Source organism: Mycoplasmopsis bovis PG45, assembly GCF_000183385.1.
Lineage (GTDB): Bacteria > Bacillota_I > Bacilli_A > Mycoplasmatales > Metamycoplasmataceae > Mycoplasmopsis > Mycoplasmopsis bovis.
In genome coordinates this window covers 604,385-628,971 of record NC_014760.1, presented here as the reverse complement: position 1 = coordinate 628,971, position 24,587 = coordinate 604,385, and the positions used below count along the sequence as shown (strand labels likewise).

The following is a 24,587-nucleotide window of genomic DNA, read 5'->3' as shown; positions in this document are numbered from 1 at the left end:
TAAATTTGACTTGAAATTATTCATTTTCTAAGCTATTAGCATCATTTATGTTTTGTTCTATTTGCGATTTAACATTTTTGTACATATTTACAATTAATTCTTCACGTTCATCATCAGGCATATCGTCAAGAATTATGTTGTCAACTAGCTGTCTAAAAATAGGATCATTTTCCATTTCACTAGTTATTAAGCTTTCAGCTCCAAGTCGGTCTTTGAAGATTTCTGTCATTGCATCATAAGCAATGTTGCTGAGCATTTCATCAAACTTTTTACTTCCTTCTTGAGTATAAACTTGATAAGGATTTTTTTGTGCATACTGCACCAAGTTTGTGTGCGATCTTAATTTATCCATTGTGTCAATGTGATTTTGTCAATACTTATCAATTATTCTTAATATAATGTTTTTTTCATATCATCTTACATAAGATAAGTCAGTATTATCCAAAGCCTTATCTCTTCATTTATGATAGCTAGCTAAAAGAAAATCACTAACGTATTGCAATAAATCATTATCATGCAAGTCTTTAATATCGTCATACATTAATTTGGTTTTAATAGTTTTGCCTAGTATTGTTTCATTGATGTATTCAATAAAATCGTGATATTTAAATATGTTGCCCTTGTCTTTAAATTTAGGCATATTGACTATTGAATTAGCATTACTTTTAATCATTCTGTTAATAACAAATTCAATATCATCATTTATTAAGATTAGATCTCTTTGTGCATAAAACAGGTCTCTTTGTTGACGAATAACATCATCATAGTGCAAGACATTCTTACGAGTGTCATAGTTAAATCCTTCAATTTTCTTTTGAGCTTCAGAAAAACCATATAGAAGCGATTTTGTAGTTACTTCCTTGTCGCCATCGTTTTTAAATTGTTCTTTAAATTCTTCATAATTAGAAAATCTACGCATAAGTTGATCATCAATAGAAAGAAAGAATTTAGACACCCCTGGATCACCTTGACGACCAGAACGACCACGTAACTGGTTGTCAATTCTTCTACTTTCAGCTTTATCAGTTCCTAACACATAAAGTCCACCTAAAGCTAGTGCTTCAGGACTAGGTTTAATGTCGGTACCACGACCAGCCATATTTGTTGCTATAGTAACAGCCTTTACTTGTCCAGCGTGCGAAATAATTTCGGCTTCAGAAGCATTTTGCTTAGCGTTAAGTACTGTGTGCGGAATTTCAGCATTTATGAGTAATTCATGTAATAATTCTGAATCTTCAATTTGGGCAGTACCGACTAAAACCGGCTGTCCTTTTTCATAAAGTTCTTTAACTTTTTCAACAACAGCCATTCACTTAGCTTGGTATGATGCATAAATTGAATCTTTTAAATCTTGCCTAATTACAGGCTTATTGGTGGGAACAACATTGACTCTCATATTGTAAATATCAATGAATTCTTGCTCTTCTGTTTTGGCTGTACCAGTCATACCGCAAAGCTTATCAAACATACGGAAAAAGTTTTGGTAGGTAATTGTAGCCATTGTTTTAGTTTCGGGCTCAATCTCAACCATTTCTTTAGCTTGAATAGCTTGTTGTAAGCCTTCACTATATGATCTTCCTTCCATTATCCGGCCAGTAAAAGCATCGACTAATTCAATCTTTCCATCTCTCACAATGTACTCAACATTATTTTTCATAACTTTGTGAGCCCTGAGTGCATTTTGAATCCGGTGTACTATTTCTGAGTTTTTAATGTCATATAAATTATCAAAGTTAAAGAATCTATTAGCTTTTTGCACACCATTAAAAGTTAGGGATATGGCTTTAGTTTCTTCATCTATTTCATAGTCATTTTCGTCTAATGTTCTCACAAATTGATCAGATGCTAAATAAACATTTGAATCTTCAGATTGTCCGCCTGAAATAATTAAAGGTGTCTTAGCTTCATCAATTAATATAGAATCAGCTTCGTCAGTTAAGCAAAAATGCAAGCCTCTTTGCACTTTTTCTTCAATGCTAGAAGCCATATTATCTCTTAGGTAGTCAAAACCTAGTTCAGAGTGAATAGAGTATGTAATATCACAAGCATATGCCTCTCTTTTTAAGCTAGGATCCATTTGTGCTCTATTAATGCCAACACTAAGGCCTAAAAATGTAAAAACTTGCCCCATTTCTTCGGCATCACGTTGTGCTAAGTATTCATTAACTGTTGAAACAATAGCACCCTTGCCACTAAGTGCATTCAAATATACTGGTGCAATAGAAGTAATGGTTTTACCTTCACCAGTTTTCATTTCAGCAATAGAACCTAGATCTAGTAAAACACCTCCTAGCATTTGTACATCGTAAGGTCTTTTTCCTAAAATTCTTTTAGTAGCTTCCCTACACACTGCAAAAGCTTCAGGTCTAATTTTATCTAATGACTCGCCTTCGGCAAGTCTGGCTCTATATTGAATTGTTTTGTTTTTTAATTCTTCATTAGTTAATTTAGAAATAAGTGGCTCAAATTGATTAATTTTTTTAAGTACTCTTTCAGCAATTCTCATTTCAGTAGACTTAAATAAATTCATACTCATAATAATAGTAATTTTATACTAATATTAAATTTTATGACTTATATAAAAGATTAGTAGTGTTTTAAATATTAAATATTTAGCAAAAATATCAACAAATTTTGTGTTGCTTTCTAATAAGGAAATTTTTATGCAATTTTCCACTAAAATGACTATAAGTACCTATTCATTGTAAAATATGACTCAAAAATGTGTATCATAATTACAAACAATTATTTAAGAGGTTATTATTTATGAAAATGAAAGCTTTAGTTTATCATGGCGATCATAAGATTGCCTTAGAAACTGTTGACAAGCCAGTTATTTTAAAGCCAACAGATGCAATTGTTAAAGTGACAAAAACAACAATTTGCGGTACAGACCTAGGTATTTATAAAGGTAAAAACCCAGAAGTTGCTGACGGAAGAATTTTAGGCCATGAAGGCATTGGAATTGTTGAAGAAGTCGGATCAAGTGTTTCAAATGTTAAAGTTGGAGACAAAGTTTTAATAGGTTGTGTTACACCTTGTGGCAAATGTGATAATTGTAGACAACAACTATACTCACACTGTAGAGAAGCTGAAGGTGGTTGAAAATTCGGATATATGATTAATGGAACACAAGCTGAGTATGTAAGAGTTCCTTTTGCAGATAATAGTTTATACAAATACCCTGAATCAATTTCTGATGAAGTTGCTGTTATGCTATCTGATGCTCTCCCTACTGGGCATGAAATTGGCGTGCAATATGGTAATGTTGCTCCTGGTAAGTCAGTAGCTATTGTTGGCGCTGGTCCAGTTGGTATGGGTGCATTGCTAACAGCACAACTATATTCTCCAGCGCACTTAATTGTGATTGACTTTGACAAAAACCGTTTAGAAATGGCGAAAAAACTAGGTGCAACACACACATTAGTGCCTGATGAAACATTATTAACTAAATTACAAGAAATTGTTGGTACTGACGGTGTTGATGTTGCTATTGAAGCAGTTGGTGTACCACAATCATGAGACACATGTCAAAAAATAGTTAAAGCCGGTGGAAACATCTCAGTGGTTGGTGTTCATGGTAAAAAAGTTGACTTCAACGTTCAAGAGTTATGAATTAAAAACTTAACAGTTACAACAGGATTAGTAAACACAAACACACTTCCAATGTTAATTAACGCTGTATCAACCGGAAAACTACCTGTTCAAGGCTTAATTACTCACAGATTTAACTTATCTGATATGATGAAAGCATATGACACTTTCCTAAATGCATCTGATAATAAGGCGATGAAAATTTTCATTGACGCAACAAAATAATGTTTAGTTCTTCTCACATTATTAATTAACAATAATCAAGAGGATTTCAAAAACTCACAGGTTTAAGCTGTGAGTTTTATCATATTCAAAATATACATTTGTGCTTATAAAACAGTAAAATAAGTAAAATATATAGATATAAATTTATTTAACTTTTTTTCTATAAAATCTCTTTTTGTTAGATCCATCATCATAACTTTTCGTAAAGTTACATCTAGGGAAATTATCGCAGGCAATAAATTTATCCCCTCTTTTATTTCTTCTTATAACTAGGTTTCCGTTGTCATTTGGACATGTTTCATCAACTTTTTGCAAACTCATTGATGTATGATCTAAGTTTTGTGCAGCATTCTCATAGTTATTTTTAAATTTATTATAAAAGTCTTCCATTACTGGTTGTACTGCGATTTTATTAGTTGCGATAAGATCTAATTGATTTTCAACTTCAGCAGTATAACCTTCATTAATAATATCTGGAAAACCTTGAATTAATTTGTCCAGAATTAATTTGCCAAAATCAGTAGGAACTAAGGCAGAATTTTCAGACTTAACATATTCTCTGTTCAAAATTATTTTAACAGTTGTAGCAAATGTTGAAGGGCGCCCAACTTTAATATCATCTAATTTTTCAATTAATGATCCTTCTGAATATCTAGCAGGCGGTTTAGTTTCTTTGTTTTCAATTTTAAACTCTTTAACATTGACCGTTTGGCCTATTTTATAGTCAGGATCGCAGTTTTCATTCATTTCACCTTTAACTACATAATAACCATCAAAAAGCACTCAACTTACATTTAGTCTAAAGTCCAATTTATCTTTTAAAAACTTATATGTTTTATTAGCTCTTAATGGCGGAGTTATTAAACACATAAGTGTGTGCTCGTAAATTAATTTATAAATTTGGTAGTCATAATTATTTAGATCATATTTATTTTTAGCTTCATCAGGTAAAAGAGTTATATCAGTGGGCCTAATAGCTTCATGAGCATCTTGATCGCCTTTAAAACCTTTTACTTTATCTAAAACATATTCATCACCATACTTAATAGAAATATAATTCTTAGTTGCATTAACAAATGTATGGCTTAGTCTAGTACTATCTGTACGCGGATAGCTAATCAAACCACCATCACCAAAACCTTCGTAAAGTCTTTGAAGCGATGCTTGTGTTATTGATGAACTAAATGGACTTCTTTTGTATAAAACAGCTTGTTTAAAAGGAGTAAGAGCCGGTAATGTTTTTTTAGATTCTTTAATATCTTTAACAACAAGGATGTTAGTTGGCTCAATATCAATGCTCTTTTTAACTGATTCTATTTCTTCAGGAAATACTCATGTTTTTTCAGATGCATTGTGCTTTGACATATAAATTGAAGCAATTAATGAATCTGAAATTAATGCCTCCACTGAATAATAGTCTCTAGGGACAAAGCTCTCAATTTCTTTTTCTCTATCAACAACTAATTTAAGTGCAATTGATTGGACTCTACCAGCTGAAGGTGTAGCAGGAGAGTTTGATAGTTTTTTCTGCATTAGTTGACTTAGTCTAAATCCGATAATTCTATCTAACATTCTTCTAGTTTTTTGTGCATCAATTAAATTTTGATCTAGTTTTGTAGGATTTTCAACTGAATATAGGATGGCGTCCTTAGTTATCTCATTATATTTAATTCTTGCATATTTTCCTTCTTTGCATTTTAAATACTTAACTAAGTGATCGCCAATTGCTTCACCTTCACGATCAGGGTCAGTTGCAATATAAACAAAATCAGCATCTTTAACAGCTGCTTTTAAATGTTTAACAACATCTTTTTTAGTGGGATCAATTTCAAACTCAGGTTCTCATTTTTCCATATCTATACCTAAGCCCATTGAGCCTTTTTTACTTAATCTTGCTATATGACCAACAGAAGCCATAACATTAAAATCATCACCTAAATACTTTTTGATAGTTTCCACTTTATTCGGAGATTCAACAATTACCAATTTATAACTCATAATTATGGATAGTATATACTTTAAAATTACATATTAAATTAAAATTTGATTATCGTATTTTTTGATTATCATATTTCTTATTTATTAATATATTAATAAATTGAATATGGAAAAATATTTTTCATATTTTTTCCCTAACAAATCTGAAGGAAAAGGTGTTTTAAATATAATAAGTTATGCTTTTATTACTATAAAACAGTTGTTTTAGTAAAATCAATTAGTTGTATTTATATACTTATTGAAAAATATTTTTACTATATAATTTTCAATGAGTATTTTATCTGTATTAAGTAACTTAAAATAAGTTATTTTTCAAATACTCCTTGATCATAAATTATGATCCAGATGTCCATAAGGAGATTTTTAAATGAATAAGTATGAAATCATGCTAATTGTTGATCCAGCAATTGACATTGCAATGGCAAACGAAATTGTTGAATCAGTTTTTGACAAAAAAAACATTAACAAAGCTGTGAAGTTAGAAAACACTACTTTGGCATACCCAATCAATAAATCAACAAAAGCTCAATACATAGTTTATACACTTGAAGCTAAAAGTGAATTAATTGCTGAATTTACACGTAGAGCAAATATTGCCAAATTTATCTGAAGACAAATGGTTATAAATTTAGACACTGAAAAAGGTTTTCAAAAGTCTAAAAAAGCATTCAAACACAGAATTGCTAAAGATGCAAAAGTTGTTAACAAAGGAACTGGTGTTAAACAACTTATTGAAAATTTAGAAAAAACAATTTCACACAAAACAAAGCCTAACTTTAAAAAAGAAGTTAAGAAAAGTAACTAATTATTTTTAAATTTAATTAATTTAAAAGTTGGAGAATTGTAATGAATAAGGTTTTATTAGTCGGTAGAATTGCCAATGAAATTAAATTAATAACCACACAAAATGGAGTTAATTTAATTAAAAGCGCAATAGCTGTAAGAAAACCTAATAGTTCTAGTAATGATGCAGAATTTATTGAAGTTATTGCAAGCGGAACTATTGCTGATTTTATTTCCAAAAATGTCGCAAAAGGCACATTAGTTTCTTTAGAAGGAAATTTAACTTCTTACAAATTTAGGAATAAAACAGGTTCGTTGCTAAAAATTACTTATGTTAATATTCAAGAAATAAATGTGTTACAGAAAGCAATTTCTTATAACAAACAGTCAACTGAATATGATAATAGTAAAAAAAATACTATTGAAGATATTCCAACAGCAGAATTAATTATTGAAGATTAATTTAATAGGAGAATTAATAATGGCTAATTTTAAAAAAGTTAAAAAAGGCAGAAATTTAAGACGTAAGTGTGAATTGTGTGAAACAAACATTGAATATGTTGATTACAAGAATGTTGAATTTATTACAAAATTTATTTCAGGTATTGGTCAAATTAAGCCACATGCTTCAACAGGAACATGTGCTAGACACCAAAGAAAAGTTGCTAACGCTATAAAAAGAGCTCGTTTTATGGCTCTTATACCTTACACAAAAGACAAAATTCGTGTATTAGCACCAGCAGCAGGAGTAAATGCTGCGCAACCTGCTGCAGAAAAAGCTAAAAAAGAAGCTACACCTGCACAATAAAAAAATACAAGACAATTAAAATCGCTACAAGGCGATTTTTTATTATTGTAAGACGATAAATGAATTAAAAAAAGAAGCATTATTGATGCTTCATTCCATAAAAAGTTTTGCCAATAAAACTATAAAAATAGCTACTATGCCTTATTGCTTTCATTCATTTTATTATTCTGCAAAGCCTTGTTAAATTCTTTAAGCAGAATTATTCTGCTATCTATTTCATTATTCTTTTGGCCTTCTTTTCAAAAATCATACATATGAATTTTAATTAAATCATGCGTAATCGGTTCAGGATAATTATCGTGCATATAGTTGATCTTACCATCAATACTTCTAAATCTTTTAGTTAAATTAAGATGTTTGCTAGTTTTGTTCAATTTAATAGCAGTTTCAACTATTATTTTAAATTCTTCATCCTTATTTATCGCATTAAAAAGAGATTTAAAATAAGGGATAATTTCATTACAGTATTTGAATCTGTGTAAGTATTAAAAAATTCCCAATTTTGGACACTATATTTTTAAAATAGACTTCAATTCTTTAATATATTTTAATGTTTCAACATCATCTCATTCTTCTCTTTTTCTAGACTTTCTCTTCTTGATTATTTTCGATAAATATCTAAAAGTTTCACTAATTGTTCTATTGTCAAGAACGCCACTATTTATAAACTAGGACAATAAAAATAGACATTAAATTTTTATTTTTTACAAAACTCCACTCACAATTCATGTGGAGTTTTGTAATTAAATTTCTTGAGCATTCGCTCATTATTATACCAATCAATGAATCTATTTAGATGACGCTCAAGTTGCTTAAGCGTCATTTTCTTAACACTTTTCTCAAAATTTTCAAACATTTCAGTTTTAAGTACTGAGAAAAAGTATTCAATTTCTCTATTGTCAAGGGAATTACCAATTCTTGACATTGATACTTTTCCATTAAGTCTTTCAATTAACTGAAGATATTCTTTAGATGAATATTGACTTCCGTGGTCAGAATGTATAACAAAATTTTTGGGAAAATTAACTTTTTTAATATTATCAATAACCAATGAATTATCATTGTACAAAGACAGGTTAAAACCTAAAATTTTTTTGGTTTTATGATGAATAACAGCCGACATATATACAAAATTTTGATCAACATCTATTGGCGAAGGTATGTATGTAACATCAGTAGCATAGATATCATTATATATACCATCATAGTCACGAGAAGCAATATTTTGAAACGTTACAGATACATTCTTAGATTCTTTTGTTCTTTTTGCTTTTCTTATTCTACAAACTAGTCCAAGTTTTTTCATTATTCTACCTAAAGTCCTATAATTAAGCTTTATTTGTTTATTTTTGCTAATATAAGCAGCCAATCTTTCTCTGCCGAAAATGCCTCCAGTTTCTTTAAAAGCTTGAACTACAGTGTTCTCTAATTCAAGATTCTTTTCTTTAATCATTTTCAATTTTTTTAGCTTTTTATAGTATGTAGATTTTTTAATTTTAAGCAATGACATAATAACTTTATTCGATACCTTAAAGGGAAATGAATTCTTTATTTTGGTAACCGTTTCTTTAAATTTGTCCTTTTTTATCTTCTTAATTTCGTCATCTGTAGAAATTATTTTTATTATCTTTATCAAATCTTCTTTATTTAGATCATTTAAAAATTCATCTAATATTTCATCATTTGATTTTGTCTTTTTTGGCCTGCCGGAACCTTTACCTTTTTTAGGCGATCTTCCACTCATTGATTCTATGTTCATACCTAAATTATATCTTTTATACTTATTCACTAATCTCTTTCATTGATCGTCAGAAATGTGTTCTACATTTTTTATTTTCATCATTTCATTCAAAAAACATTTTTTAGTGAGTTCCCCAGATCTATATTTTTCGTATTTTTCAAACAAATATTTCCATTCATTAACACTTAACTGCTTAGCCATTTTTATCTCCAACAAAAAAAACATCAGCAAATTTGCTGATGTCTACTTTTTTTGTCCTAGTGTATTAAGAGGTGGTTTTTTATTCTGCAAAGCATAATTGAAGATAAAAAGTTAATAAATTCAGTTGCTAATAATCTATAGTTTCCTTGAACATTTGCTTCGTTTTGTTCAAGCACATTTTTAAACTGTTTAAAAAGCAATTCAATTTCTCATCTCTTTTTATATGCGACATAAATATCTTTTAAGTCCAAATCATAATTACACTCAAAAATTATTAATCCAAAAAGATTTTCTCTTTCTAGTAATTTAATTTCATCATACGCACCTTTTTTGTGTGCACGACTTATGAAATTTTTCTTTTCTACCATTTCAGTTAGGGTTGATTTATAACAAAGATAATATTTGTTGTTGATGATAATTTTCTTTGCTCTTATCGTGTCGTCATCATAGGTAAAAGTGAAATTAAATCCAGATTTTAAATTAAATTTTTTAAAAGTATGATTTATTTTTATAGGCATTAAATATTTAATATTTTTTTCTCTCATTAAGTTTTTACATTCTTTATCATCAAATCCTCTATCAAGAATTAAGAATCCATTTTTAATCTTATAAGTTCTTAAAAAGTCTCTAAAAGCAGTGTAATCTAGCATATTTCCTGGGTAAACAGAACTTGCAACAGGTTCTTGTGCATTAATATCATAAGCATAAATAAGGTTTAAGTTTTGAGCGCCTTTAGTTCTAGACTTTCTAGACATTTCAGAGAAAATGTTAGTTTCTGATGTATTGTTTTTCAACATACCATCAATAACTATTGAGTGGTTTGAAAACTCTTCTAATCTTTTATTCATAAAGTCTTCCATCTTCGAACTAGATTTACCTATTTTCTCTAAAAAACTTGAGATAGTGTTTGGTGATAGTGCACATTTTGGGTATATTTCAGAAATAAAATTTGTATCATACTCATGTTTTAAATGTTCGTTTTTAATATCTGAAAACATAGTTCTTAAAGAGGCTATAACATATAATTTTCTAGCATCTTCAAAATCATAAAAATTTAAAAGTTCTCTAAAGATATGATTGTTTAATTTTTCATTTAGCGCAAATAAACCATATGATTTAATATCTACTTCATATGTTTGCTTTTCTATGCTTTGAAAAACACCATTAATAATCTTTCCAATCACTCCTTTTTCAACAGGAATAATTTTTTCATTTTTTCTTATTGATGTTCTTTGTATAACATTATAAATACCTTCTTTTGAGGTTGCTTTTACTCTGGTACTAGATGGTCTTGGAATTTTTAATATGTCTTTAGGAATGGCCATTTTTATATCTCCTTTTTTATGTGTTAAACACTATACATGTATATTTATTTTACCACCTATTTTTAATTTTTTAAACTTTTCTTTAATGAAATTGAACAAAAAATAGAGCTTTTTTAGCTCTAAATTTAAGAAAATTTAATTATTTAGATAATTTAATGTATTTAATGGACAAAAATAAGAATTTTTTAGTAAATTATTAAAATTATATAGTGTCCAAAATTGGGAATTTTTTAAAGTATTTATCTAAGAATTGTAAAAATTCATCCTTGTCTTCATCATTACAAAAGTTAAATAAATCACTTTTACTAAAATACGAATCAAAAAATCAGAAAATGTAATTTGATTTGAAAACATCTAAATGCTTTTTGGGAATAAAAATAATTTTTTTATTAAATATGTAAGCCAAGTCATTAAATAGTCTCTCAACCATATCTAGCAATGTTTCAGAATATTTATCTTCTTTTAGCTTTAAAAATGTGTTCATAAGCTTAAAAGTAAGAGATGCTAGTGTTCATGACGAATTTGGAATTTTAGTAGCTAACTTGCTTTTTATATATTTATCTGGAATAAGTTTAACTAAAGAAAAGTGCATTTCTTGTTCATTAACTTTGACTTTTAACTTAGTGGTCTCTTTTGAAAAAATAGTGCCACCAGCATAAATCTCATAGTCTTTTAATATAGCTCTAGAGTTGTTAGCAATAAAGGTTCACACCTTAGGTTTTCTTCAGTAATTTCCATATAAATATGAAATGGCTTTTGAATCACTTAGTACAAATCCTTTATTTTTTACTCATGCCAAAAAGTCTAATTCATAGGGCTTAAGGTCATCTGCTCCCTTATTAAGTTTAAGCATCATATAGAATTTTCCTTTGAAAAAAAGTTTTATTTTTAAACACCTAAAAGATCTGAAAATATTGAAATCAAATAGTTTGTTAATCAAAATAGTCATTAAGCAGTTTATAAATAAAATTCCAAATGACAACAGGCCTATTACAAAGAAAACTAAGAATGAAATTAGGTAGCCTAATGGATTTTTTTCGCTAATTCTGCTCATAAGAACTAATGAATAATTTCACCGGCTAGAAAAGAAAATTATCAAAAATAAGCATCCACTAAACAAAAATGAATAAATCGAAATTAAAGCATAATATAAATTGAGATTCCCTTTTATGTAGTTGTTATCTTCAATGTATTTAATTTTTTCATTTAGTGTCATATTATGTCCAGCTTTCTATTATTAAAAGTATACATTTTAATATGTTTTTAGTACAAATATTAGCTGATTTTTATAGTTATCTTATCCATTTTTTTTCATCAATGTTATATATAAAACTAGCTTTATTATTACCTCTGCCAAAGTCATAAACATTTTTAACTAATGGAAAGTATTTATTAGCTTCTGATATATCGATTGGATCTTGACCAGAAATGTTAGCGCTAGTAACATACATTGGTCCATTTTTTAGTAAAAACTGGCACAACTGGCTATTATTGGGCATTCTAAAACCTTGACCATTAACAATTATTGAATATGCACCAGGTCAATATTTGGCTGCAAAGTCATCAGCTTCATTATTTCACTCTTTAAATGCTCTAGCTTGTTCTATTGACCCAACTAAAATTATTATTTTTTTACTAATAGGTCTATTTTTTAGGTAATAAATACACTTTAGCGTATTTTCATTAACAGGCCCACCTATGCCAGTAACTGTATCAGTTGTGCAAATAAATATATCTTCAAAGTTCATATAGAAGCTCCAAAATAGATTAATATATAAGATAAAATAAACTTCTAAGGCTAATTTATAGTGCTTAAGCGTGTTTTTAGTGATTTTAGTTTTTCTTCGGTGTATTCATAGTACTTGTCTATAGAACCAAATTTTTTAGTTCTGATTTTGTTCAAAATAATTGTTGGAAGAATTGATAAACTTACAAATAGAATTAATACAACAATCAGCATTAATCTGCCTACTAAAAGTTGTGTAAACTCTACATTTGAAATTAACGATCGGTCAATGCCAATTAATAAAAATAAGTTTATTATTGGCACAAGTATACTAATAAATATAGCAGATGCAACAAATAAAATTGATATTCATGCAGTAGGCAAAAAGTATTTTTTCTTACTTGGTATTTCTACTTTATTAGTTTTTCTATTTCTTATTCCACCATAGATAGCTAAAGCAACTAATAAGAAGCATCCTAAGGCATTTCAATTTGCCATTAAGTCAGCAAATGAATATAACTTGGCCATAGACATTGTACTGTCATAAACAGTCCCATAGCTTGAAGTATCAATGTATCCTAATGCACCTATTAATGTAAAGATGATAATTAGCGGAACAGAAATAATTGACGAGTAAATAATTCCTACTACTGGTTTACGTGGATTAACCTTTGGAGCAAGTTTTTCTCAAAAAGGTAGGTCACCTTTTATCAATAAGTCTTCAATATACCTAGGCATTCACATTGCAAAGCCATTTGCAATTCCTAAAACTCCAATTGCAATAAAAATGTTCATTATTCCAAAAATAATATTAGTTGCCTTAAGACCCATTAAATTAATGGAATATGCATGCATTTTTGAAAATGAGCCACCATTAATCGACATTGAAATAGCGATAATTAAGTAAATTAAAGTTGTAAGTGAAAGCCCTAAAAACAGTGCCATTGGTGTCTTTTTTGGTTCTTTCATTTCTGACTGAATTCCTGCTGAAACATAAAAGCCATCATATGCATAAAAAATTGAAGCAATAGCTAAAAACATTCCTAAACCAGCACCAATGTGATTAAAGTGTTCAATGCCTTTACCTTGTTTGATGAATTCAATATAGCTGTGATTTTTAGTAACTAATAATGAAACTTCTGATGCTCCACCTTTGCCTGTAGCCACTAAAATAAAACCTAAGAATGTGATGAAAATAAGGGGTACTAATTTTATAGCTAAGCTTATTATATTTTGAATATCACCGACTTTAGAGTAAAGTGCTGGAGCTGTTAAAAAGTATAATGTAAGTGCCAGTGAAATAAACATTCATATAACTCAGTCATGGCCAGTTCCAAAGCCTGTTTTATTAGTTAAAAATTTAAGCCCATCTTGTAAGGAGATAAAACTATAAAGTGGAATAAAGAAAAAAACAAGAGGCAAACAGACATAGGTATTAAAATCTTTCGAAACATTGTATACAAACCGGTTATTAAATACTTTATTTCAACTAGTTAGTGATAAATTGTCACTATGAGTTGAAGATATTTCTACCAATGCTAACGCAATACATATAACAGCCACTGAAGCTATAATTCAGGCAAATATGGCCAAAATTAAGCTACCATGAGAGCTATCTAAAACACTTTTTGATTTAAAAAAAATGCCTGCTCCAAAAGAGCTACCAACTGTTATAAGCATTGCTGAAATAAATGAAATTTTTTTGCTATTATTATCAGCAATTGCATCTGATTTTTTGCTCATTTGACTCCTTTACTAAGAAAATAACATAATTTATGTATATGGCTATAAATAAGCTATAAAAGACAAATTATGGTGTCATTAGACCCAAAATAATAAGCTTTATGATTAAGTATTAAATAACTTTCAAATTATACAATGTATAATTAGAAATATTAATATATATGATTTTTATTTAATTTTAATTATAAACTTGTAAAAAATATACATTTGTGTATTAAAGTATGCTTTAAGGAGAAATATGTTTAACAGAGTAAAAGGCACTAGCGACTACATAACAAGTGACATTGAAAAACGTGAAGGAATTTTACGTGAGTTTTTTCGCTTGATTGAATTAAATTGCTTTAATTTAGTTGAAACCCCAATTTTAGAATCAGCTGATTTGTACAAAAGAAGTGTTGCTGGCAGTGATATTGTAAGCAAAGAAATGTATGAATTTACAGACAAAGGCAACCGTATCCTTAGTCTAAGACCAGAAGGAACTGCGGGTTTTATTAGAGCATTGATCGAAAATAAATGACATGTTATTAATGACGAATTTTGACCAAGAACCACTAAGTTTGCATATTATGGTCCAATGTTTAGATATGAACAACCACAAAAAGGTAGAATGAGACAATTTTACCAAGCAGGTGTTGAAATAATTGATGGCAAAAGCGGTGATTTAAATATATATCAAGATGCTGAACTTATCAATATGGCTTACGAATTATTAGATTCATTAGGTGTAGGTTTTGTTTTAAAAATTAATTCAATCGGCGATCAAAAATGCAGAAACAAATATCAAGAAGAATTAAGAAAATATTTAGAACAATACAAAGATGAACTAACCCCAATTAATCAAGAACGTCTTAAAAACAATGTTTTTCGTATCCTAGATGATAAAGTTGATTCGCAAAAACCTTTTATGAAAAAAGCTCCGAAACTTAAAGATTTTCTATCTTCAAAAAGTCGCGATCATTTTAAGAAAACTTTAATGCTTTTGGATATATTGAACATTAAATACGAAATAGATTTTTCATTAGTTAGAGGTTTAGATTATTATGATGAAATCGTCTATGAATTTGTTTCATCAGCTAAAGATGCTGGCTCTCAGTCTACTATAATTGGCGGAGGAAGATATTCAAATCTAGTTAAAGAACTAGGGGGTCCTGATTTATTTGCAGCCGGATGAGGCTTGGGTATTGACAGATTGATTGACATAATGAAAATTGAGCAAGGTGAGGAATATTCACAAGACATAGAAGACAATATAGACATTGTTATTGGGACTAGCAATCCAGATTACAAGATTCTTTTATTTGGCATTGCGAAAGGATTAAGAGACAATGGCTTTTCAACTAATTTTATTTACGAAACAATTAAAAGTAAAAAAATATATGAAAAAGCCCAAAAGAATGGCGCTCAATATTTGATATCAGATGACGAAAAAGATCCTAATGGTTATTGTTTTGTAAAAAATCTTTTTAATGGCAAGAAAATTAAGTTTAATTTAATTTCTGAGAGCGGTGTTGCAAAAGCATTGAATTTTATTGGTGAATCAGAAGATATTTTTTAGTAGATTTAATAGATAACCTAATATTAGGTATTCTTTAACAAATTTATTGATATTGTTTAAAGGAATTTATGAAAAGTAAATATATCAAGAACGGACTTTTAACTAAAAAGAATTTAGGTGAAAAAATTGCACTATATGGCTGAGTTTCAAATAAAAGAAGATTTGGACCATTAACTTTTATTGACTTACGTGATAGGTATGGAATTGTCCAATGTGTCTTTGAAAAAGACCTAAATGTTACAAAAGAAAGTGTAATGTATGTTGAAGGAACTGTTGTTAAAAGACTTAGTCCTAATAGTGAAATTCCGACAGGTGATATAGAAATTAAAGTTTCTAAACATAAAGTTTTATCACAGTCTGTTAATGAATTACCTTTTGCAATTAGAGATGACATTGATGTAAGAGAAGAGATAAAACTAAAGTATCGTTATCTTGATTTACGCCGTCCTGAAATGCAAAAAACAATTATGTTCAGAGCAAAAATAATGCATGAAATTCGTAATTTTCTTTATGAAAATGAATTCATTGAGATTGAAACCCCAACTTTAGCCAAAAGCACACCCGAAGGTGCTAGGGACTTTTTAGTTGCTACTAGAAATAAAGGCCAATTTTGAGCCCTTCCGCAAAGTCCACAATTATTTAAACAACTATTAATGATTTCTGGTTTTGAAAAATATTATCAAATTGCTAGATGTTATCGCGATGAAGATAGTCGTAAGGATCGTCAACCTGAATTTGTGCAGTTAGATATTGAAACATCATTTTTAAATGTTGATGATTTCCACAAAATTATTGAGAAGTTAGTAAAAAGAATAATGTCTTCTGCAGGCATTAAAGTAAAAACACCATTTCTAAAAATAAAGTATGCTGATGCAATTAAGGATTATGGAAGCGACAAGCCAGATCTAAGATATGAATATAAAATCACTGACATAAATGATTTTTGTAATGAAACTGATTTTGCAATCATTAAGGATGCTAAAAGCAAGAGAATGCTTTTTGTTGATTCAATTGTTAACAAAAAAGAATTTAGCATTTTAGAAGAAATTGCTAAAAAGAACAAGGCGAATATATTATTCTATTTTACAGTGGTAAATGGCGAAATTTCTCAAACTAATTTTGCTAAAAAAGTGCCATTAGAAGCTAAAAAACTCATTAACGAGAATGATAATAAAGATGGCACATATTTTGTTGTTGCTAATACATATGAAAATGCTTCTCAAGCTTTAGGAGCAGTCAGAGTAGAGTTAAATAATATGTTTAATTATGCTAAGGATGAATACCGTTTTGCTTGAATAGTTGACTGACCTATGTTTGAATTTAATGAAGACGAAAATAAATGAGATGCTGCTCATCATCCTTTTACTAGATTTGCTCACACTTTAGACGAATTAGATAAATTGTCTATAGATAAAATTAACGCAATTGCCTATGATTTGGTCTTAAACGGATTTGAGATTGCTGGCGGAAGCGCTAGAATTTATGATAAAAATATGCAAGAAAAGATGTTTAATTTGATAGGTTTAACTAAGGAACAACAAGAATCAAAATTTGGTTGATTTTTAAAAGCTTTTGATTATGGTGTTCCACCACATTGTGGTATTGCATTTGGCTTAGATAGATTAATAATGCTTTTGGCTCATCAAAAATCAATTAGAGATGTCATACCATTTCCTAAGAACTCAAAAAATCAAGATCTTTTAATGGATGCACCTAGTGATGTAACTATGGAACAACTTGATGAATTAGGCTTAGTGCTTAAAGATGAGTAAGTTTTAAAAACAGTAAATATTTTAGTAAAAAAGCACCTTAACTTTTATGCAGGTGCTTTTTTAATTTTATGTTGAATTTTCTAAAAGTACTGTGAAGCAGCAGGAAGAGCAAATCTAACAAATATACCAACTAGTACTGATGCTAATAATGGTCCAACAACAGGTATTCATGAGTATTGTCAGTCTGTGCTTCCTTTGTTAGATACTCTCATAATTTGGTGAACAATTCTAGGTGATAAGTCTCTAGCTGGATTAATTGCATATCCAGTTGTTCCACCTAATGACATACCAATAACAGCAACTACTAAACCTACGACAATTGGGACAACAAAAGGAATTGTAACAAAACGTCCTACAGCTACTATAGCAATTAGTAATACTAAAGTGCCTACAATTTCCATTAAAAAGTTAAAAATAATGTTTCTATTCGATGGACCAGTTGCATGCATTGCTAAGAACTTACTTTTAAATTCTTCAGGTTCATTTAAGCTTGTCTCTTTAACATGTTTTCAGTAAAGCAAGTCAACTAATGCCGAGCCTAAAGCAGCACCAATAAATTGCACAATTAAGACAATTATAAACAATGCATAAGGCGGAATAAAAGTTTGACTAATTCCTTCAAAACCTCAACCAGGATTAGCGATAGCAGACATTATTGTAACAGCAGGATTAAGGTGTGCTACGCCACCAAGTGCTGATGATATTAAGGCAGCAATTAAAACGGCAAAACCTCAACCAAAAGTAATTGTTATTCAGCCAGCATTTTGGCCTTTTGTTCCTTTTAATAAAGTATTGGCAACAACTCCATTTCCTAAAAGAATAAGTAAAGCTGTGCCGAATAATTCAGTTAGAATAATTGGTGTAACATGCATAAATTCTCCTATTCGATGTCCTTTGTTCAGTTGAATGTTCTTTTTACAGCAACATTTCAACCTTTAACTAATTTATTTGCTTCGGTAGCAGAAATCTCAGGGGTTATTTCAAAGTGAACTTTGTATGTGTCTTTTATTTCATCAATGCTCTTTCAGTATCCAGTAGCTAAGCCAGCCATAAAGGCAGCTCCCATTGCAGTTGTTTCGATGTTTACTGGTTTAATAACTTTTGATTGAGAAATATTTGACTGAAATTGCATCATAAATTTATTATTTGATGCTCCACCATCAACCTTAAATATTTTAATAGGATCATTCATATCCTTACCCATAGCGCTTACAACATCATTAGCCTGGTAAGCAATAGCTTCTAGTGTTGCCCTAACAATATGTTCTCTTTTTGTGCCTCTATCCAAACCAAATATAGCACCACGTGAATATGAGTCTCAATATGGAGAACCTAAGCCAGTAAATGAGGGCACTACATAAACTCTTCTGTCATCATTAACTTGTCCAGCATATCATTCAGTTTCTAAGGCACTATATACAATTTTTAAGTTATCCCTTAGTCATTGTACAGCCGCACCGGCTATCATTACAGATCCTTCTAATGCATATAGTATTTTGTCTTTGAATGAATATGCAATTGTTGTTAAAAGACCATGATTTGACTTAACAATTTGGCTTCCAGTGTTTGTTAGAATGAAGCAACCAGTTCCATATGTAATTTTTGATTGACCCTTTTCTAAACATAACTGGCCAAAAAGAGCGCTTTGTTGGTCACCAATTGATGATGTTATTCTAATTTCGCTTGCATTATCTCTAGAAAATAAATGTGGGAATGTAACTCCATAATCTTCACTACAAGACTTAATTTCTGGAAGTATGCTTCTAGGAATATTAAATAATTCTAGTAGATCATTATCCCAGTCATTAGTGTGAATATTGTATAAAAGTGTTCTTTGTGCATTGGTATGGTCAGTTGCAAACACTTTTCCACCAGTAAGCCTATAAATAAGTCATGTATTTATAGTTCCAAACATTAGTTTGCCTTCAGCAGCTAATTCTCTTGCATTAGGCACATTGTCTAGTATTCATTTTACTTTTGTACCTGAGAAATAGGGATTAATGATTAATCCAGTTTTCTCTTTTACTAATTCAAGTTGCTCTTTGTTAAATGATTGACAATATTCAGCTGTTCTTTGATCTTGCCAAACAATTGCATTATAAATAGGCAATCCTGTTTCTTTATTTCAAATAACAACAGTTTCTCTTTGATTTGTTATACCAATAGAATCAATTTGCTCAGGACTAATTTTTGATTTATTGAGCACCTGAACTAATGTTGAACGTTGAGTGTTCCAAATTTCAATTGCATCGTGTTCAACTCAGCCTTCTTTTGGAAAGTGCTGTGTAAATTCTGCTTGTTCAACAGCAACAATTTCGCCTCTTTTATTAACTATTAATGTTCTAGCACTTGTTGTACCTTCATCTAAAGTTAATATGTATTTTTCCATATAATTAAGTCTCCTAAGATTTTAAGAATTTGCCGTGTAAGCTTTGCTTGGTGAAATAAAAATTTCCAATAAGCATTATTTTTTTCCTATTTGCTACCTTATTTTAAAAAACATCCTTTCGTGCTATTAATCTCTAATATTAATAAGCATAATTAAATTATATATATTGGCTAATATCTGTAATTTTATGAAAAATTTTTACATAAAATTTTTAAGGCATAGATTTATGTAAATAAGACTAAAATGCCTGTTTTATAGAAATAAAAATAGAGCAAAAGCTCTATTAAAATTAAATAACATTATTTTCTGGTTTTGGACCTTCTTGATATTTTGTGTTTTTAAGTATGTTAAGAATTTCTTTATAAAGGTTATAAACATTTCCATATCCAAGTTTATCTAATCAACCACCATATTCGGCATTACCAGGCACAAGAACATATACTTGTTTTCAAGGATTTGGAACTTTTTCTAAGGTATATTTATTATCTTTTTTTACTGTATGTTTTACATCAGCACCATTTATGTCAAAGTATTTGTTAATTTCTAATTCTTTACTTCTGTATGAATCTACTCTTTCTTTGTTAGTTTTACCTTTAGAGATTCTGTCAAAAAAGTCATTATAATTATCACCAATTTTCATAATGGTTTTTAATGGAACTTTTTTATCTCCCATTAATTTAAAACCTTCATTATTTTTATCTAATGCTTCCATTCTGTCTGTTTTATAGACTTTTTTGCCAAGTCTGTAAGCAGCTGAAGAATTTGTTCAGGTAATCCAAGGAGTTTCTCTGTACTCAGTAGTGAATTTAAGTTTATTAGCCAATTTTTTGAGGCTATCATCAGAAAGATCTTTAGTTTTTTCATCGCTAATTTCAGCTTCATTTTCTGCTAAATAAGGCATTGAACCACGCATTCAGAATTGAAAGTCTTGTACAAATTTAACTCCAACCTTCTTAAGATTTTCTTTTACTGCATCTCTAACTGCTGTAGATTGGTTCATATCTGAGTTATAAAATACTAATCCGCCATTTTCATGAACATAGTTTATAAACTCAACTGCTCCTGGGATTGCAAACCTGTTAGCTTTTAAATCATTCTTTTCTTTAGTAGCTCCACTATATCCACCATTAATCATTGCAGAAGCTTCAGTTAAATCATTTTGAAGCACTGTTTCATCAATATCCATAAAAACAACAGGGAGGCTTTTGTTACTATCAGCTTCAATTTTTGAAGTATTATCCATAAATTTTTTGCCAAAATCAATCTTGTCCTTATTACTTTCCTTTAATTTGTCAAAAGCCAATTTTGCAAATTTATATGACTGTTCTTTACCTATTAATGATTCAACTGATGAAATGTACCAAACAACACCACCAAAAGTACCCACATCCTTGTTTAATTCACTAATTAAATAGTGCACTTCATCATCGCTTAATTTAACATCGCTTTTCATTGCTTTTGCAATTGTTTTAATGGCATCGTGTTTTTCATTATCCTTGAGTGTTTCTCAAGTTGATTTTAAAGAACTTAATACAGTATTAAGTTTGGTGTTTTCATATATTTTATTGTCTTTTTGGTCACTTTTAGTTGCAGTGTTTTCGCATGTTGCAGCAATTGTAGGTAGCAAAATAACTGGTGCAGATCCAATTAGCATACCTTTAAAAAACTTCCTATTGGTCATTATAAAAAACTCCTTCTAAGATATATTTTTACAGTTAAAATCTTCATTTAAGTCAATAATCAAATTATACAAAATTGGTATATAGCAAGCCAATAATGGAATTTTTTGACAAAAAAAGCGGACTAATCCACCTTATTTAATTTGGTTATCATTACCATATTTTTCTCATCTGTCCACTTCAAGATTGCAGTCTCTTATTACATCAGGAACTAAGTCAAATGAGCTCAGAATTGAACCTGAAGCTCTTTCGTGGCCACCACCACCTCATTTTACAGCAACATTTCTAACACATGGGCCATTTGAACGATACTCAACCCTAATTTTTCCATTTTCTTCTTCATTAAAAAATACTCAAAATGGATATCCTTTTAAGTTGGCTATTGAATTTGGTCTGCATGCTTGATTTGGGGTTTTTCCTAATTGAACAGTTTCATCATAAGTTAATGTTGTATAGGCCACTCTGCCTACTGTTTTCAAATTTTCATAAATTTTATTAGTTAGTTTTAAATCTTGCAAGTCTGTTTGAGCTAATCCTGTAAATACTTTATCAGCATTAAAACCAGTTTTATATAAAAAGGCAACTAGTTCATGTGTTCGTGCAGACGTGTCTGAAAATTGAAATCTTCCGCTGTCTGTTATCATTCCCAAAAATATATATTCAGCAGCTGTATGACTTACTTTTCAGCCTGTTTGATAGGCTAATTCGGCAATCATTTCAGCAGCAGCAATTCTATTTGATTCAACCCATCTAGTGCACTTGTCTAAATCATCATCATTTGGGTGATGGTCAATTCTTAGTGTTTCTGCAAAAAGATTTTTGTCTAAATATTGACGCAAATAAATTCTCTCTTTAAAGTTAGCATCAACAATAATCCCTAGTGATTTAGCTAATAATTCATCACTTGGTTCATTATCAAAATCAAAGTTTAAAAATGAAAATGAACCGCCAGTATCACCAATTGCATAAACTTTTTTGTTTGGATAATTATCTCTTATTAGTTGTCTTAAGCCAAATTGACTACCTAAGCAGTCACCATCAGGACGTGTGTGGTGAAAAATTATTATTGAATCATACTTTTCAATCACTTTTTGGGCATCCTTAAATGATCCTATAGCCATATGTTGTGATGCCATATTATTTTGCCTCTCATTCAATAATTAACTGGTTTAGGTCATTAATTACATCATTAACTTGACTTCATTTAGTTAACGTAATACCAGCAGCATTATCATGACCACCACCACCATATTTTGGAGCTACTTTATTAACTAATGGGCCATTTGAGCGAAGACGTCCTCTAATTTTGCCATCTTCTAATTGTATAAAGAAGGCTCAGCAAGAATTATCTTCAATATCAGCTAATTCATTAACAAATGTTGCTGCTTTAAGGCTACTTAGACCAAATTTTTGTAACACTTCATTAGTAACCTCATAGTATAAAACTCTGCCTTGTTTTTTGAAATTTGAAAGTATTTCACCCGAGAATTTAATGTCATCCATCGTTCTTTTGCTTAGTTCATTGAACATAAACTTTGGCTTCAAATTCCCTTTTTCATATAAAAATGAAACTAGTTGGTGTGTTCTTGCAGAAGTATCAGGATATAAAAATCTTCCGCTATCAGTTACTATTCCTAAAAATATATGCTCAGCAGCTCTCTGATTAACAATTCATTTTGCTTCATAAGCAATTTTTGCAATCATTTCTGCAGCAGCTACATAGTGCTCATCAACTCAGATATATTGATATTCTATATCACTATCATTAGGATGATGGTCTATTCTAAGTGCAGCAGTAATTTTTTTGTTTAATAAAAGCTCAGCACATTCAATTCGATTTGAGCTAGAAGCATCCACCACAATTCCTAAAGAGTCACTAAAGTCTATTTTTTCAATTTGATCATATTTATAGTTCATAAAGTCAAATACACCAACATTATCACCAACAGTATAAACGTTTTTTTCGGGGTAGTTAGTTCTAATTAATTCAGCTAATCCAGCTTGTGAGCCTAAACAGTCTCCATCAGGACGAATATGGTGAAAAATGATTATATTTTTGTATTTTTCAATTGCATCTATAGCAACTTTTGCATTACCTATTTTCATTTGGCCTCCTAGTAAAATTTATAGTATATAAATTATAAATTATTTATTTTTAAAGGACTTTTGAAAATAAAAAAACAGCTACATTAATTTATGCTAAAAGCTGTTTTATAGTACTATTTGTTAAATCTTAATATTTCTCAGTTAACATAAATTCCATTTTTAATTAAATGATTAATGATTTCATTGTAAATAATGTCATTAACTGCTTTATTGCTCATAAGAATGTATTTATCCAAACTATTAAATAGAAAGTAAAGTGATTTTAATTCTTTAGTTCACCTTTGGTTGTTAGTACACTCACCACAAATAAAACCGCCTTCTGAAAACTTAAAGTCGATTAAATTTGCCGGAGAGTTACAGCTTATGCATCTGTGATGATTTGGCTGAATGCCATTGTATTTAAGGGCTTTAGATACCAAATAAGTAATCATATATCTAAGTGGATTACCTTTAGTTTCTATATCTTCAAAACCATTTTTGACATAGTAATCATACTTAAGCAAGCACTCTTCATATGCATCAAATACTTCGTTTGCATTATCTTTAAAATTTTCTAAAAAAAGCACCATTTTGGCAATGAATTTGAGTACTAAATTATCTTCATAATGTGGCAATATTAGTAAGTTAGCTTTTTTTAATTTGTTTAATTTGTTGACAAATCTTGCTTTAAAATACTCAATTTCGCAAATTGATCCTATTTGTAAGTTTTGTCTATTTTTTGAAGTTGTTTTAGTTAAACCAGGTGCAAAAAGTTTAAAAACTCCATTAGTTCCTAACACAGTAACTAATGCTGCATTTTCATTTTGCGTATATTCTTCAATTTTTAAAACAATAACTTTTTCCACTTTTTCTGCCATAATAATTCAGTTAGTCTATCAATTTTGATTAATATTTAAATTTTTATTTTAATATATTAATACTATACTTATTTATTAGTAATTA

Annotated in this window: 17 protein-coding genes and 4 pseudogenes; 6 read left to right on the top strand and 15 right to left on the bottom strand. The window is 29.5% G+C overall.

All coding sequences use genetic code 4. The annotated features are described in order from the left end of the window. Window positions 1–16: 16 nt before the first annotated feature. Window positions 17–2,530, bottom strand: coding sequence for a preprotein translocase subunit SecA (gene secA / locus MBOVPG45_RS02700; protein WP_013456030.1), 2,514 nt, complete (start codon window positions 2,528–2,530; stop codon window positions 17–19). A gap of 236 nt (window positions 2,531–2,766) precedes the next feature. Between secA and MBOVPG45_RS02695 the strand changes: the two genes are divergently transcribed. Beyond that, on the top strand, window positions 2,767–3,819 hold the full coding sequence (locus tag MBOVPG45_RS02695; RefSeq protein WP_013456533.1) for a zinc-dependent alcohol dehydrogenase family protein: 1,053 nt from the start codon (window positions 2,767–2,769) through the stop codon (window positions 3,817–3,819). A gap of 144 nt (window positions 3,820–3,963) precedes the next feature. Here the strand turns inward: MBOVPG45_RS02695 and topA are convergent, their stop codons facing one another. Continuing rightward, window positions 3,964–5,817, bottom strand: coding sequence for a type I DNA topoisomerase (topA, locus tag MBOVPG45_RS02690; RefSeq protein ID WP_013456531.1), 1,854 nt, complete (start codon window positions 5,815–5,817; stop codon window positions 3,964–3,966). A gap of 367 nt (window positions 5,818–6,184) precedes the next feature. Here topA and rpsF point away from each other — a divergent pair, with 367 nt between their 5' ends. Genes rpsF through rpsR form a run of 3 tightly spaced genes read left to right on the top strand, consistent with a single transcriptional unit; the run spans window position 6,185 to window position 7,408 of the window. After that, the gene (gene rpsF, locus MBOVPG45_RS02685) at window positions 6,185–6,622 is read left to right on the top strand and encodes a 30S ribosomal protein S6 (protein WP_013456432.1); all 438 of its coding nucleotides are present in this window, start codon (window positions 6,185–6,187) and stop codon (window positions 6,620–6,622) included. Between the two features lie 41 nt (window positions 6,623–6,663). Continuing rightward, window positions 6,664–7,062 carry a single-stranded DNA-binding protein gene (locus tag MBOVPG45_RS02680; protein ID WP_013456362.1) on the top strand — a complete coding sequence of 133 codons (399 nt, stop codon included), beginning with the start codon at window positions 6,664–6,666 and terminating at the stop codon, window positions 7,060–7,062. A 19-nt stretch (window positions 7,063–7,081) separates the two neighbouring features. After that, window positions 7,082–7,408: a 30S ribosomal protein S18 gene (rpsR, locus tag MBOVPG45_RS02675; RefSeq protein ID WP_013456088.1), complete on the top strand. Its 327-nt coding sequence runs from the start codon at window positions 7,082–7,084 to the stop codon at window positions 7,406–7,408. A 134-nt stretch (window positions 7,409–7,542) separates the two neighbouring features. Here rpsR and MBOVPG45_RS02670 read toward each other — a convergent pair. From MBOVPG45_RS02670 to MBOVPG45_RS02645, 7 genes and pseudogenes are all read right to left on the bottom strand, one after another. After that, window positions 7,543–7,893, bottom strand: a pseudogene (locus MBOVPG45_RS02670) (MAG4530 family protein); the annotation flags it as partial. A gap of 24 nt (window positions 7,894–7,917) precedes the next feature. Continuing rightward, window positions 7,918–8,073: pseudogene (locus tag MBOVPG45_RS04525) on the bottom strand (IS1634 family transposase); the annotation flags it as partial. A gap of 32 nt (window positions 8,074–8,105) precedes the next feature. Then, window positions 8,106–9,350, bottom strand: coding sequence for an IS3 family transposase (locus MBOVPG45_RS02665; protein WP_013455925.1), 1,245 nt, complete (start codon window positions 9,348–9,350; stop codon window positions 8,106–8,108). A 65-nt stretch (window positions 9,351–9,415) separates the two neighbouring features. Further along, a pseudogene (locus tag MBOVPG45_RS02660) lies at window positions 9,416–10,675 on the bottom strand (IS1634-like element ISMbov2 family transposase); the annotation flags it as partial. A 205-nt stretch (window positions 10,676–10,880) separates the two neighbouring features. Continuing rightward, a pseudogene (locus MBOVPG45_RS05035) lies at window positions 10,881–11,891 on the bottom strand (MAG4530 family protein); the annotation flags it as partial. A 76-nt stretch (window positions 11,892–11,967) separates the two neighbouring features. Then, a complete protein-coding gene (locus tag MBOVPG45_RS02650) occupies window positions 11,968–12,423 on the bottom strand; it encodes an L-threonylcarbamoyladenylate synthase (protein ID WP_013456295.1) in 456 nt (151 codons plus the stop codon). A gap of 50 nt (window positions 12,424–12,473) precedes the next feature. Next, the gene (locus MBOVPG45_RS02645; protein WP_013456198.1) at window positions 12,474–14,144 is read right to left on the bottom strand and encodes an APC family permease; all 1,671 of its coding nucleotides are present in this window, start codon (window positions 14,142–14,144) and stop codon (window positions 12,474–12,476) included. Window positions 14,145–14,382: 238 nt separating this feature from the next. On the opposite strand from MBOVPG45_RS02645, the gene hisS reads away from it, so the two are divergent. Then, a complete protein-coding gene (hisS, locus tag MBOVPG45_RS02640) occupies window positions 14,383–15,699 on the top strand; it encodes a histidine--tRNA ligase (protein WP_013456205.1) in 1,317 nt (438 codons plus the stop codon). Between the two features lie 68 nt (window positions 15,700–15,767). Beyond that, on the top strand, window positions 15,768–17,471 hold the full coding sequence (gene aspS / locus MBOVPG45_RS02635; protein ID WP_013456122.1) for an aspartate--tRNA ligase: 1,704 nt from the start codon (window positions 15,768–15,770) through the stop codon (window positions 17,469–17,471). A gap of 80 nt (window positions 17,472–17,551) precedes the next feature. Here aspS and MBOVPG45_RS02630 read toward each other — a convergent pair whose 3' ends face one another. The 6 genes from MBOVPG45_RS02630 to recO form a co-directional block, all read right to left on the bottom strand. Beyond that, window positions 17,552–18,343 (bottom strand): MIP/aquaporin family protein, encoded by a 792-nt coding sequence (locus MBOVPG45_RS02630; protein ID WP_013456084.1) that lies wholly within the window; start codon window positions 18,341–18,343, stop codon window positions 17,552–17,554. Between the two features lie 8 nt (window positions 18,344–18,351). Continuing rightward, window positions 18,352–19,860, bottom strand: a complete 1,509-nt coding sequence (gene glpK, locus MBOVPG45_RS02625; protein ID WP_013455990.1) for a glycerol kinase GlpK — start codon at window positions 19,858–19,860, stop codon at window positions 18,352–18,354. 289 nt (window positions 19,861–20,149) lie between these two features. Continuing rightward, window positions 20,150–21,541, bottom strand: a complete 1,392-nt coding sequence (locus tag MBOVPG45_RS02620) for an HAD family acid phosphatase (RefSeq protein WP_013456345.1) — start codon at window positions 21,539–21,541, stop codon at window positions 20,150–20,152. A 132-nt stretch (window positions 21,542–21,673) separates the two neighbouring features. After that, complete coding sequence (nrnA, locus tag MBOVPG45_RS02615) at window positions 21,674–22,660, bottom strand: bifunctional oligoribonuclease/PAP phosphatase NrnA (protein ID WP_041309259.1); 987 nt, start codon at window positions 22,658–22,660, stop codon at window positions 21,674–21,676. Window positions 22,661–22,676: 16 nt separating this feature from the next. After that, entirely contained in the window at window positions 22,677–23,645 is a 969-nt protein-coding gene (nrnA, locus tag MBOVPG45_RS02610; RefSeq protein ID WP_013456401.1) for a bifunctional oligoribonuclease/PAP phosphatase NrnA, read from the bottom strand. Window positions 23,646–23,758: 113 nt separating this feature from the next. Next, a complete protein-coding gene (gene recO, locus MBOVPG45_RS02605; RefSeq protein ID WP_013456470.1) occupies window positions 23,759–24,502 on the bottom strand; it encodes a DNA repair protein RecO in 744 nt (247 codons plus the stop codon). Window positions 24,503–24,587: the final 85 nt, after the last annotated feature.